General features: G+C 54.3%; 11 protein-coding genes. 7 read left to right on the top strand and 4 right to left on the bottom strand.

What is annotated here, in order from left to right; genetic code table 11:
• Window position 1 precedes the first annotated feature (1 nt).
• Genes VFO10_RS16200 through VFO10_RS16190 form a run of 3 tightly spaced genes read right to left on the bottom strand, consistent with a single transcriptional unit; the run spans window position 2 to window position 3,468 of the window.
• Window positions 2–1,546, bottom strand: a complete 1,545-nt coding sequence (locus VFO10_RS16200; protein ID WP_325141990.1) for a hypothetical protein — start codon at window positions 1,544–1,546, stop codon at window positions 2–4.
• A 45-nt stretch (window positions 1,547–1,591) separates the two neighbouring features.
• On the bottom strand, window positions 1,592–2,320 hold the full coding sequence (locus tag VFO10_RS16195) for an outer membrane beta-barrel protein (protein WP_325141988.1): 729 nt from the start codon (window positions 2,318–2,320) through the stop codon (window positions 1,592–1,594).
• 41 nt (window positions 2,321–2,361) lie between these two features.
• Window positions 2,362–3,468 carry a hypothetical protein gene (locus tag VFO10_RS16190; RefSeq protein ID WP_325141983.1) on the bottom strand — a complete coding sequence of 369 codons (1,107 nt, stop codon included), beginning with the start codon at window positions 3,466–3,468 and terminating at the stop codon, window positions 2,362–2,364.
• Between the two features lie 351 nt (window positions 3,469–3,819).
• On the opposite strand from VFO10_RS16190, the gene VFO10_RS16185 reads away from it, so the two are divergent.
• From VFO10_RS16185 to VFO10_RS16155, 7 genes are all read left to right on the top strand, one after another.
• Entirely contained in the window at window positions 3,820–4,416 is a 597-nt protein-coding gene (locus tag VFO10_RS16185; protein WP_325141981.1) for a TetR/AcrR family transcriptional regulator, read from the top strand.
• Between the two features lie 114 nt (window positions 4,417–4,530).
• Window positions 4,531–5,634, top strand: a complete 1,104-nt coding sequence (locus VFO10_RS16180; RefSeq protein ID WP_325141980.1) for a hypothetical protein — start codon at window positions 4,531–4,533, stop codon at window positions 5,632–5,634.
• Between the two features lie 57 nt (window positions 5,635–5,691).
• Window positions 5,692–6,618: a hypothetical protein gene (locus tag VFO10_RS16175; protein ID WP_325141978.1), complete on the top strand. Its 927-nt coding sequence runs from the start codon at window positions 5,692–5,694 to the stop codon at window positions 6,616–6,618.
• Window positions 6,615–8,432, top strand: a complete 1,818-nt coding sequence (locus VFO10_RS16170; RefSeq protein ID WP_325141977.1) for a hypothetical protein — start codon at window positions 6,615–6,617, stop codon at window positions 8,430–8,432. The genes VFO10_RS16175 and VFO10_RS16170 overlap by 4 nt, the downstream gene beginning before the upstream one ends.
• Window positions 8,433–8,653: 221 nt before the next feature.
• The gene (gene lpxC, locus VFO10_RS16165; RefSeq protein ID WP_325141975.1) at window positions 8,654–9,589 is read left to right on the top strand and encodes a UDP-3-O-acyl-N-acetylglucosamine deacetylase; all 936 of its coding nucleotides are present in this window, start codon (window positions 8,654–8,656) and stop codon (window positions 9,587–9,589) included.
• Window positions 9,590–9,689: 100 nt separating this feature from the next.
• Entirely contained in the window at window positions 9,690–10,889 is a 1,200-nt protein-coding gene (locus VFO10_RS16160) for a ComEC/Rec2 family competence protein (RefSeq protein WP_325141973.1), read from the top strand.
• A 32-nt stretch (window positions 10,890–10,921) separates the two neighbouring features.
• Window positions 10,922–11,359, top strand: a complete 438-nt coding sequence (locus VFO10_RS16155) for a response regulator (protein ID WP_325141971.1) — start codon at window positions 10,922–10,924, stop codon at window positions 11,357–11,359.
• A gap of 11 nt (window positions 11,360–11,370) precedes the next feature.
• Here the strand turns inward: VFO10_RS16155 and VFO10_RS16150 are convergent, their stop codons facing one another.
• A complete protein-coding gene (locus VFO10_RS16150) occupies window positions 11,371–12,507 on the bottom strand; it encodes a hypothetical protein (protein ID WP_325141970.1) in 1,137 nt (378 codons plus the stop codon).
• Window positions 12,508–12,666 lie beyond the last annotated feature (159 nt).

Genomic DNA, 12,666 nt, shown 5'->3' with positions numbered 1-12,666 from the left:
TTCAGTCGATGCCGGCAGGAACGATCTGCCGGTAGCGGCTCTGCATAAGGCGGAACTTTTTCTGGATCAGCTGCTGCCGGGTCTTGGCCTGCATTTCCCGAATCTGCTTCAGTTTCTTTTCCGAAACATAAACATAGTAAGGAATCTCGACCGTATCCTGCGGTGAAATGGAGATGGGCAGGCGGCTCGTCCGACGATCCCAATCCGCAGTGGCAAGAGCCGTATATTGAGTCAAATAATAACGTCCCACCACCAAGGGCATCAGCACTTCACCATCGACTGGCAAATCGAGCGAATGGCCTGTCAGCGGCGCTGCTGCGGCTTCAATGCGGGAAAGGTCAGTCACCTGTCCTGGACGATGCAGCTGTCGTGGGACAAGTTTCAAAAATCCAACCTTAAGGGTTGTATCCTGAGCCTGCGGCGGGATCTTGTAGCGAATGTCACGCGATCCCTGAATACTCAGCCACACGTCGTCTTCGAAGAAAAGAATCGGCACATCCGAAGTTCCTTCCGCGAAGGGATAGGGCTTGTCGCTTTCATAAAGGAAGATTTCACGGCTGCCGAGACAGTTCCAATCCCAGGCTGAACAATCAAGATCCACCAGAACTGAGCGCGCCTTGCGTTCAGTCAGCTCACCCTCGACCAAAATCACCTTGTGCTCATGCAGCGATCCATTCAACTTGATCGAAGCTTCACCCGGAAGAACGGGATAGGTTTCATTCAAATCAAGCCAATGACCCGAATTAAGTTCTACAAAAGACGGTGTTCCCGTGATGCTGGACGAGGCCTGGATATTGATGTTATCCGACGACGAAACCCGCAGAAAAGCAGGTTTGAATTCATACTGCTGACCTTCCGCCAGATCCACTTCCAAACGGGTCCCATTCACTTCAACCCGATAACGGCCTTTCAAGAGGAACTGCGAATGCCCGAAATTCTGGGTCTCGGTGATCGAAAGAAGGCCATCGGCCGGCGACACGAAAAAACTGGTGGCCGGTTTCATGCCTTCATACGACGCGATTTTAATGCCGGAAAGATTATAACTCAGGATCTGGGGATTGGCGGCGTCGTTGACCTTGTTGAAATCAATCGACATCGGAATCATGCCGACCAGAAGATCGCGCGTGCCGTGCAGAATATTCAAGGCATAGCGATTATGCAGGTGCTGACGGGATTTGGTCTTGGTGAAGCGGTTGCACTGAATCGAAAAGTTATCCTCGGCCGCGGGAACGACGGGAGGATTGAAGAGCACCTGATGCGCGACGAGCGACTGGGATACGTTCGGCAGAACAGTCAGGATCTCGTAGCTGCAATCAGCGAGGATCAGGTAGCGGCCCGGCACCAGCCGCAGAGGCTGGTTATATTGGCCAACCTGCTCCGAGATGAACTGCAGGGGCTCTTCCGATTCGATTCGATAGATTTCATACGTTCCTGGATTAGGCGCACGCACCATGACTTCGCCAGTCACTTCTTCCAGGCGGCAGCCCTGCAGCAGTGTGACGAAGAAGGCGAGGACGCACAAGATTCCGCGAGGGCTTGTTTTCATCGGGATCCATACTGAGTCGCTGGGGGCTTGGTCTTTCGGCCCGCGTCAGAGCATGAACCGAAGATCAACACCTAATTGGACGGACTTATACGCTCCGGTGCCGAGGGTCAGTTTCCCGCCTACGGCGAATTTTTCCAGAACAAGATACGATACCCCACCCCCCAGGTTCAGATCAACCCCGGATTTCTCAAGGCTTTGGTCAATCGTGGGCAGCGAGTCGTTGGAATTCAGATGAGTCTGCGACATGCCCAGTTCCGCCGAGGCGTTCACTGCGATTTTACTGTTCAAAGCCATGCGGCCGTTGGCACCAAAAAGATAGGTTTCGACAATCGCACGATACTCACGATTGTCCTGCTGAACCAGTGCTTCCGTCGGGCGATAGCGGAAGGTGCCAAACAGATCGAACTTCTGCAGGACGGTGAGAAAGCGATAGCCCGCTTCGATGTCGGCCGTGGTGCCGGTCACCCAATCACCCTTGCTGCCGGACAGATTGATCCAGGAAAAACTGGATGCGAGATACAAGCGATCGACAGTGGAAGCAGCTACAGACGTGCCGGGTGGCACAGTCTGGATCGCTGGTTGGATGGCGCTCGAACCCGCAGGAACTGTGTCGCTGGCCGGAGTCGGTGCTCCGCCTGGCAGAGGCGCGTTTGCGGCCGGCGCTTTCTGACCGTCGGCCTGCAGGGTGTCAAGACCTTTGGCCCAGCCCTGCGAAGACAGACAAACAGCCAGAATATAAGGAGAAACCGTAAGGGATATTTTTTGGATCGACATGGACCTTGTCCTCTTATGCTAACGGTTGTTTTGACTTCAGGTCAGAGCAGAAGCTTGATTTGCAGCGCGTAACGGCGATCCTCTTTAAACCCGGCCTGAGCACCCAGCTCCTCGGCATAGGTGATGGCGCGCAGATTGATCAGGCCGACATCGAATTGGAAACCGGCCGTCAGGTAACCCTGATAAAGACCGGCCTGCAGTTTGATGATGCTGCCGTAACCGAGCTCTGTACCCAGATTCAATTTCTTGGAAAAGGAGTAAGGCTGGTTGATGGAGTGCATATCCATCGAAGTCAAAACATAGAGCTTATCTTTCTGAACGGGTTTCAAACTGAAACCAACGTTGACACTGGCGAGCTGCGGGGGAGGGTTGCCGAGGGCCTCGCCGCCGATATCCTTGGTTTTATAGGACGTGGCGCCGACATCGGTCACGCTGATGCCGATCGTGGGTTCCATGGTTTTGGTCGGCGTAAAAAGAAGACCCACATCCGCGCCCTGCCCCAAACCGGAGAGCACGTAGTCATCAATTTTCTTATCATTCGTATCGGAACCCTTGGTTTGAAACGATTCGATATCTTCCATCGTGAACTGGCGATCCACACCCGCACGTGCCCGGAACTTCACTGTAGCGCCGACGCTGAGCTTATCGTCGAGGAAATTCATGGCATAGGTAAAGGGCGCGACAAAGCGCAGGCCGGCGTCGAAGTCAGCGGCGATATTCTTATGGAAGACCATGGAGGCCCCCACTTCAACGCCGAAGCCGAATCCGAAATTTTTGAAGATGAGATGCGGCGTCAGACCGAGACCCACGTGATAGCTTTTGCCCGTGTTGGCCTCGATCAAATCAAGACTATCCGAAACCTCGCCGCTCTTCAGCTTATCCTGGGCATCCTTCATCAGGGTGCCGAGGTTGGTGGACATATCCGTCCAGGGGTTCAGAAGCTCCCCATCCCATTCCTTGATGCGGGCGAGACCCGCCGGGTTATAGAACAGAGCATTGTAGTCGTCGGCAACCGCCACGTAGGCATTGCCCATACCCAAGGGCCGAAGGCCGAAATGGGTCCAGTTCTCATGATCCTTGCTCATACCGGTCTGAGCGTGGATCGCCAGAAAGCTGACTGCCGTACCTGTCAGGGTCTGCCACCGCATGCTGTTCTCCACAACAAGGACCCCGTCATGAGGCCCTGGTCCCAAAATAAAAAATCCGCAGTTTATGTGAGTCAACTGTATCACATCCCAAATTGGACAGCCAAATTGGGTCATGTAAGGGAAGTCAGGGATTGAAGATTCGCCGGGAATTTATGGGCTTGCCAAATCCGGGGCAACCCGCCTGTGCTCGTTGCGAAAGGACAAGGCCCGTGCTAACATACCGTCTTCGTCTCGACCTCTGTCCCGCACAAGGGCTTGTCACCAACGAGCTTGAAGACTCTTTTGATACGCGGATAGAGGATGGTAGCGCCCCACAGGACCGGCGCCGTCGCAGTACTAAATGGTGGCAACATGTCTAAGCCAGATGTAGCAGCAGAACGTAAGGATCAGATCGTACGGGCGACCGTCGAATGTATCACGAAGCACGGTTATCACAATTTTTCGATGCAGGACGTCGCGCGAACCGCCGGTGTCAGCAAGGGCATCATTCATTACTACTTCTTGAATAAAGATGACCTAATGATGTCCGTCCTCGACCGCGTGGCCGGGGACATCGAAAACATACTGGTCACGGACATGGGATCCATAACCGATCCCGTCCAGAAGCTTCGGATCTTCATGTCGGTTGCCTTTGATATCGTGCGCGGTACGAAGGAATACTATCAGGTGAACATGGACTTCTGGACTCAGATCAACCAGAAGAAGGAAGTTCGCCAGGTCATTTCCCGGCATTATGCGAAATTCCGCGACAGCTGTGCCCGCGTCATTGAAGAGGGTGTCAAAGCCGGCGTCTTCAAAAACGTGAACCCGCACTATCATGCGTCTCTGGTCATAGCCATTGTGGATGGCATCAGTCTTCAGTGGCTCTTCGACGAAACCGTCTATGAGTATGACGAAGTCGTCAAGGTTGCCAGCCAACAGATTCTGGATGGCCTTCTGGCGAAGTAGTCCGATCTGGTCCGTCAGCGGCCTTCGGCCCCCGACCCGTCACTTTCTATTAAAGACGCCCGCACTTTGCTATGATGGTTGTTAACACGCGTAGGCAAAGGCGGAGTCTTTCCCATGGATGTTTCCCTGTCCCTGGATATCAATGACCTGGTTCTCCAGCTCAACAAGGGGGCCTCAATACCCGAGCAGCATTTCGAGGCCATCCTGGAAAAGCTTCAGGACTATGAGTGCTGGTCGCTTTATTTCCGCCTGCTGGAAGCCCAGATCGACAATCCGAAAAAACGTCAGCTGCATTTTTATGTACGCACTGCGCGCGCCTATGCCGTTCATCTGGAAGATATTCAGCGTTCTGCGAAAATCTGCGTCAAACTCCTCAAGGATCTTCGCCTCAGCTATGCCGAATTCCGGGAACGCGCCCTTTGTCACGTCATCAGCGAACAGGACTTCGAATCCGAGGCGATTATTCTGCAGGCAATTCTGCCTCGCCTGCGCTCCAAAGAGGATTCTGTCGCCTGTTTGGAACGACTTTGCCTTATTTTTGAAAAGAAAAAATATGATGAACTCCAGCTCAACCGCTGCTACGAGCGGCTGATTGATTTGGAGCCCAACAACCTCAAGGCTCTGCGCTACTTCAAGGTTGTCTATACTCAAAACAACCAGTGGGACAAGGTCGTCTCGGTCTTGCAAAGCCTTTTTCAAAATGCGAAACATATCAACGATCGCTATCGCAGTGCTCAGGAATTGGCTGCCGTTTATCTGTACCAGCTTGATCAGGCGCAGAACGCGGTCGACATTATCGAAAAGCATTGCGCTGACAGTCCCTTGAATACCTTCACGATTCACTACGAAGCGTACTTTCGTCAGCAGAATTGGGAAGGCTGCCTCAAGGTTTTGCGCAATTATTTGCGGAAGATTGAAGGAAACCTTAACAAGGCCATCATTCACTATAAAATCGGGGAGCTGGAAGAACAGCTGAACCGTCCGATGGATGCGGAAGAAAGCTATCTGAAGAGTCTGGACCTGGCGCCCCGCATGCTGGAGCCTTTGGAAAATCTGATCGAAATGCACCTTGAGGCGCATCGATGGGATAAGGTCCTGGCGGATCTTGGCAGACTCTATGAACTGGTGGATGATCCCTATCTGAAAGAAAAAGTGCGGGAAGGCCGCACTCGTTTGCAGGATGCATATGATGCCAGTCGCGTGTCCGAAGCCAGGTAAAGCGAAAGCCGGGCGACGCGTATTCGATGGCCGGCATTTCGACAATAAGGCTGCGGCATGTATCTATACGAAGCATCTCTTTCGATTCAGGGCAGCGTCTGTCGCTGGCCTTTGCCTCCGGTGGATCGGGTTCTGCAAAGAGCCCGTGCGCTTGACTCCTTGATCCTGAGTCGGATTCATAAGATTGCCGATCGGCCCAGTCTCCTTCTCTACGCATCTTCGGATGCGCAAAGACCGCCCATGTCCTCCCTCTTTTCCCGCACCACCATCCTGAATAGTCTGACTGATCTTTGGAATGCGATTCTGAAAGAACCTTATGGTCATGCCTGCTTCGCGCAAATCGTCGATCAGGCCCCGGGTCTTCAGGAACCGAGTCGCGCGGCTCTCGAAGTGTCGCTCTCGAAGGTCAAGCCTTTTGATATGGCCGCTTTCGAGCAGCTGCTGGAGACGCAGGACCGGGTCTATAAAACGGTCGAAAGCCAGGCCCTTCTGCAGGATAACCTCGGCCGGCTCTTGAGCGTGGGCCCCACATCGCGCCGCAAACCCGGTATGAAGATGGATCACAGCCGCAGCCTGACCTGCGTCGAAGCCTTTATGGAAACCAATGCCGTCGATCGCGGCAGCGGGCCCTGCGTATTGCGCGGACGGGACTTTCCTGTCACCGATTTTCGGGAAAGCCTTCAGGGTGTGCCGGAATTTTTTCAAAGATGGAATCATTGGCTGCAGGACGAGGGCATGACGCCATCGAGCCTCGATCGGATCTATGTTTACAGTCATATCAAAAATCTTCTGCCGGCCTGCTGGGATGAGCTGAGGCTGCGCGGCGTGTCGGTTGATCAGGTGCGTTTGCCGCAATGGTCGAGTCTTTCCAATGCGCTCAGCAGCTTCATGGAATTCCTGCTGACCGATGCGAAGCGTGCAACCTATCTCTATTTCCCTTTGAACGGCCGTTGTCATATGGCTTATCTGGTGCGCAACTCATGAAGTACGAACAGCACGACAACCTGATTCTCGCCGACTGGACCTATACGGGCAGCTCCCTGAGCGCGGCGGTCGACGATACCCTGGCGATTTTCGAGGATCTGATTGAAAAGGTCTATCAAACGGCCGCAAAGAGCCGTCTTGAGGCGGTGATCTGGATTCAGAAGGTGCCTGTTCACGATTTTCATCCGAGCTGGATGAATGAAGTGCATACGACGCTGCAGCGGGATGAATTACGCTGGCGTCTGCGCCGCTGGTATCGTTTGCGGCAGAACATTCAGTATTCTCCGGTTCCCTGGTTTTATGTGACGGAACATGGATGCCAGGGAACTTTTTTTGAGATGATGCTCGTCTGTCATCGGCGTTTTGTTTTCAATCGCGAAACCTGGTTCGGATTTCCGGAAATGGCGATTGGCGCAATGCCGCCACTCGGTTGGGTTGCGGGTCAGCTGAACAAAAGGCCGAAGATTCTGGAGCAGTGGCAAAGGCGTCCTTTGATGCGCGCGGAAGAAGTCGTTCAGCACGGCTATGTGGATGCTGCACTGACCTGGAAGGACTGGCGTTTGCAGCTGCTTCCCTGGGCCGCGAGGCAGATTGAAACCTGGAATCAGGAGCAGCCTCAACGCAACAAAGTAATGATGATGCATGATCATGCCGCGGTTATGTGGACGGATAAGGCCATTCGTGATCCGGCGCGCTCGCCTATATTGATTCATATCAACGCTCCGAAACTGCGCGAAACACCGAGCACGACCGATTATGTTCTCCTGGACACAGCCGCGCATTTCTATTGCCAGCCGCAGTATGAGGCTTTTTTGCAACGCCACATCCGGCAGCTGCGAACATGGGGTGAGCCGCCGCATTACGAGCTTGTGTATCTGGACGTGAATGAGGCTTTGCCGCCGCTTTCTCTGCTGACGCGACTGCTCGACAGCGGTTATCGCCTTTGCTTTATAGCGGGCTCAGCCGAGGTTTTGCGGCAGGGCCTGGAAGTGATGTTCGTGCAGCTCGACACCTACTACCGCCGCGGTGTTTTGCAGCAATTTGAAAGGCAGATTGCCTGGTATGTGGGAGAAACACCAAAGGAGCCCCAGTATCCGACTCTGGCGTTCGGGGCGTTCCGCAACTTTCAATTCAATCTGGGTGAACTTCGCATTCGAGGCTGGGCGTTGGCGGCGCAGAGCGTGCCGCGGCAGACCGCCGAGATTTCGGATGATCACGCGTCGCGCGGCAATCTTCTGCGGACCTTCTTTGATGGCATTCATTGCATTGCGAGTCCGCATAAACCAAGGCCTGCACTCTATTATGTGAAATCCCTCGCGCTCCAGGCATTGGTAGCCTATGCCGAGCAATCGGGCGAGGCCCTGCCTGTGGTGCTGGAGCAGCTTCGTAATCTCGGCTGGCATCTGATGGGCAGTGAAAGACATTGGCAGCGCTTCATTGAGTATCGCTCGGGCATTCAAAGTCGCGTTCCGGTCACAGAACCGGAGGCGATCGGACATCTCGGTTTGGATCGGAAGATCCTTCAAGCTCCGCACTGGCGTGCGGTCTGCGAGATGACAGCAGCCCGTTCCACGCGTGAGAGTGGACAGCGCGGACCCGGCCTTCTGCAGAGCTATCTGATCGGCTTTTGCTCGCAGCTGGCGACCGCCCTGCTGCAATCTTCCTGTCTGCAAACGGAAGAACAGGGGCAGCTCTATGTCGCCGATGCTCTGGGTTTCCCGGAAAATTGGGGCTCTGCCGCGATCTTCGAGGAGCGAACAGGTCTTGCGCGCCCCTACTTCAAACATCGGGATTCGGCACGTAGTTATCGTTGATTTGCCCGGGATTTCCCGCAGGTGTTTTGTTGTAGACTTGCAACGTCATTATGGATACTGTGGCGCTGCTGCCACACCAAAGGCCCAAGCGCATCTGATTTTCAAAATATTCCTCAATAAAATCAGATAGTTCATAATATACCAAAGCCTAATTTGGTGGCACAGGTCTTGCTCAATAGCAGGTGGGTCTGTAGGTTTCCCTTTTTAAATTTGAGGCTTGAATGCTTCTCGCTCAGAATCAAACTACTCTTCTTAATGCGGTAAGCTTTACCGGCAAGGGTTTGCATAGCGGTCGTATGGTTCGCATGACGGTGAAACCGGCAGCGGCCTATTCAGGTATCCAGTTTCAAAGAGTCGACAGCCCCAGCAGCCAACCCGTTCGCGCCATCGCGCAACGAGTCAGCTCCACCGCTCTTTCCACCACGATCGGTAACGGCAGTGAATCCGTTTCGACCATCGAACATCTCATGGCCGCCTTCGCCGGACTTGGCATCAGCAATGCCCTCGTTCAGATCGATGCGCCCGAGATTCCCATTATGGACGGCAGCTCGGCTGCTTTCGTGCGCCGCTTTTTGAGTGCTGGCCTGAAGGACCTCATGGCTCCGGCCAAGGCCTATCGTTTGAAGCAAAGCGTTTTGATCCAGGACGGCGATAAGATGCTGCGCCTGGAACCATCGGATCGTCAAAGAATCAAATGCTCGATCGAATTCCGCGCCGCCGTGATCGGCTGCCAGTCGATCGATTACGTCGCGAGTCTGGAAAATTTCCTGACCATCGCCGACGCTCGCACGTTCTGTAACTTCAGTGATGTAAAGGCCATGCGCGAACAGGGTCTGGCCCTGGGCGGTGGTTTGGAAAATGCCATCGTGATTGGCGAGCAAGGCGTGATGAACGAGGAAGGCCTGCGTGCTCCTGATGAATTCGTTCGTCATAAACTGCTTGATCTCATCGGCGACTTTGCCCTGCTCGGTGCGCCTTTGTTGGCTGACGTTTACGCGCACAAATCCGGACATGCCCTGCACGCCAAAGCCGTGCAGTTTCTGATCGACAATGCCGATGAGTATCTGGAAGAGTTCCAGCCCGATTTGAGCGACGTCGCTCTGTCGATGGCTCTGAACCACTTGATGCCCGCAGCCGGGATCGCCAACTACGCGTAAGCGGACGGCGGACATCTGCTGCTTGACCCTGTCACTCGATCGATAGAACCACTCCTGCTAATCTTGTGCCTCGCGCATACGGTCCTGCAGGAGTGGTTTTTTGTTGTCCTTTCATTTTCTCGCCGGTCAATGCACCTTCGCTTTCATGCGCAGTCTTCCCTGGGATGATCGCGCCTGGCTCTGTCTTGCGCCGGCTGTCCTCCTCGTTCGCGGCTGGCCTCGGGCTGCGTTTCTTGCCGGTGCCCTCTGGCAAACGGTCTGGACTGCGGACGCCATAGGGATGACCCATCCTTTTTTCTGGTTCCTCGGAGCGGCCAATAGCCTGCATGATCCGCTGCCTCGATTCTTTCAAAATGGACTTCTCGATCGGATCGCCGCAAGACTTGCATCGCAGCTTCAGCACTTTTTTATAAGCTGGGATTCCGAATGGGGGTCTTGGTTTCTGCGCTTTGGATTTGGCCTCAAGGATGATGGTCAGGACACCTGGCCGCGGATTTATCAGGACCTCGGCCTTTTGCATGTGCTGGTTGTGAGTGGGGCGCATTTCAGTTTTATCGGCGGTTTTCTGCAAAGGCTTGTCGAAGGTCCGGGGCGCATCGCTTACGCGCTTCGGCTTTTGCCCTTTGCGGGGTGGCTTGGTTGGGTGACGCTGGCCCGGCTTTTGGTGAGCGGTTTGATAACGCTCTTCGCTTTGGTGGTCGGCTTCAATCCGCCTTGTCAAAGGGCCTGGCTCGCGCTTCTGCTTGGCCTTTGGCTGCCTCTCGTAGCCGCGCCTATGGATTCCAGACAAAGCGATCGTCTGGTCTTTGGCCTTCAGGCCTTTCTCTTTCCCGGAAGCTTTCTGAGCCTATCGAATGCCCTCAGCTGGACGGCCTATACCATGGTCCGTTATCTGAGGCCGTGGCCCAAAGGCTGGCAACGACGCCTTCTGCCGGCAGTCGAAGGCCCTTTGATTGCGGTGAATCTGGGCTATTTTGGAAGTTTCAGTCCCTGGGGTCTTGTTCTCAATACTTTCTTACAACCCGTGTGGCATATAGTTTTGGGAGCCGGACTTCTGTATTGGATCTGGCCCGAGGACTGGGTCGGCGCGATGCTCAGGAGCTTTCTGCAGACCCTGCACGAAGGCATTCTCTATGTGCATCAGCATGGTCAGCAAAACGGACCTGTGCGCTGGGAAGGGCAGGGCTGGATGGATGTTTGGGGGCGCAGCCTTCTCTGGTGCGCCGCCAGCTGGACATTTTTGAGCCTCTGGACCCGGGGGGAAGACCCTTGCGGGAAGCGGCCTTCTCCCGTAACCTGATTGCATAGGGGACCGCCCCTCAAGGAGGATGCATGAGAGCTTTGATCGTCGATGATTCCCCCCGAGTTCGCAGCGAATTGCGGCAGCTTTTGGGTCGGCTGGGATGGAATATTGTGGGTGAAGCCGTCAACGGTGTGGAAGCCCTGGAAATGGCCGAAGAGCTAAAGCCTGATCTTGTGACGCTGGACATCATCATGCCGGAAATGGACGGCATTGAATGCTATCGCGAGCTGCGTAAATTGAGTCAGCCCCCGCGCTGTCTTTTGATTTCAGTCCTTGCGGCGGAATCTCGCGTGGTCGCGGCCTATTCGCAGGAAATTCTCGGTAGTCACTTTTTGAAAAAGCCGGTGCAGGAAAAGGAGCTGCGGGAAAGACTGGACGAGGTCATGTCCATGCCTCCTCTGCCTTACCCGCCGCCTTCGGAATTGCCGGGTGGACCCGAGCACGAAGCCCTGGGTTCCGGTGAATAAGAACGAATCGCTTACGAAGCCCGGCTGAATCCGGGCGCTTTATTAACGCCGGCCATGCGACCGATGCTGGCCGAGAGTTTTTGCAGTTCCTCTTCGTCCCGCTCTGCTTTCTTCTTCAAACTGGTAAAGATGCTGATCCCTGAAACCGCGAGGGAGAAGAGCGCGACCAAAAGAAATGCAGGATGCCAGCTGATTCCCAGCAAAAAGAAAATAAACGACGCAAATGCTGTGACATAGGCGTTGATCATGATCTTGTCGTGGTAAACCAGAGCCAATTCGCCGGTTAGTATACCTTTTCCATAGCCGTCGAGGACCAGCCTCTTTTCTTTTGGCCGATAGAAATGCCGAACGAGACTGCGCGGTCGATAGAGGTAGCCGATCTTCCAGATAGGCACGTGAATAAGCTGGATCCCCGCGACTTCAAGTTCGGTGCGGTAATCGATCAGGTAATCGGAATTCAGACAGGCGAGCTTATAGTGATAAAGCTCAACGTGATTCCGGGCGCGACGCAGACCCTCCTCCTCCTCGACCTGAATGCCGAGTATGGGAAGACCATTCGCGTATTTGAATTCAAAGTAATGGCGCGCTTCATAAGCCGACTTCTGCTCCTCATCCATGAGACGACCGCGCGAGAAGGTCGAGTCGAAGGGAAAGCCATCCCATTCCACGTGAATAGGTTCGGTAGGTTCATGCAGACGCGTCAGACCCCAGGTTTCACAGATATTGGATCGGGCCAGAACCGCCCAGCGGTAACTGCGCCGGAATTGACCGGACTCGGTCAGATATTCGTTACTGGTATGCGTTGCGACCTGGCGGTTCTGCTTGCGGACAAGACCCTTCCAGGCCGTGTGCCCTTCCACAGAAATTATCCAAACAGGCACGCTGAAGCCCTGCACATCGACGACAAAGAATTCCTTATCGACCGTGCCGGGTTTGTGGTGAATGCGCCGCAGCCATTCCAAAGCCAGCTCTTTGACCGTACCGGCGTCGAGGAGGTTGGGAACGATGTAGTGATCCCCAAAAAGTTCCTTCTGTCCGCCTTCGACGTTAAAGCGAAAGGTGGCTGAGCAAAAGGGGCAAAGCAGCAAATAATCCGAAAAATTATACTGGGATGCCTTATTGCAAGATGGACACTGCAATTCATACACGGCGCTCATCCTCCTCGTTTCTTTCATCTTATCATGATTGACCCGTTGACAGCGGAGCGACCGGCATTAGGTTTAAGGAGAGAAAGAAAGCCAAGCCTAAATGGCATAAGTGGCTGGAATAAGGCAGATCGTTTAACCCTTGAGCAGGCCCCACGAGGG

The organism is Oligoflexus sp. (assembly GCF_035712445.1).
Classification (GTDB): Bacteria; Bdellovibrionota_B; Oligoflexia; order Oligoflexales; family Oligoflexaceae; genus Oligoflexus.
The sequence above is the reverse complement of the archived record's forward strand: the minus strand, read 5'-3'. Positions and strand labels throughout refer to the sequence as shown.

Coding starts and splice junctions, on each gene's coding strand:
- VFO10_RS16195 (WP_325141988.1), bottom strand. CDS start 2,320: ATGTCGATCCAAAAAATATCCCTTACGGTTTCTCCTTATATTCTGGCT.
- VFO10_RS16190 (WP_325141983.1), bottom strand. CDS start 3,468: ATGCGGTGGCAGACCCTGACAGGTACGGCAGTCAGCTTTCTGGCGATC.
- VFO10_RS16175 (WP_325141978.1), top strand. CDS start 5,692: ATGTATCTATACGAAGCATCTCTTTCGATTCAGGGCAGCGTCTGTCGC.
- lpxC (WP_325141975.1), top strand. CDS start 8,654: ATGCTTCTCGCTCAGAATCAAACTACTCTTCTTAATGCGGTAAGCTTT.
- VFO10_RS16185 (WP_325141981.1), top strand. CDS start 3,820: ATGTCTAAGCCAGATGTAGCAGCAGAACGTAAGGATCAGATCGTACGG.
- VFO10_RS16155 (WP_325141971.1), top strand. CDS start 10,922: ATGAGAGCTTTGATCGTCGATGATTCCCCCCGAGTTCGCAGCGAATTG.
- VFO10_RS16170 (WP_325141977.1), top strand. CDS start 6,615: ATGAAGTACGAACAGCACGACAACCTGATTCTCGCCGACTGGACCTAT.
- VFO10_RS16200 (WP_325141990.1), bottom strand. CDS start 1,546: ATGAAAACAAGCCCTCGCGGAATCTTGTGCGTCCTCGCCTTCTTCGTC.
- VFO10_RS16180 (WP_325141980.1), top strand. CDS start 4,531: ATGGATGTTTCCCTGTCCCTGGATATCAATGACCTGGTTCTCCAGCTC.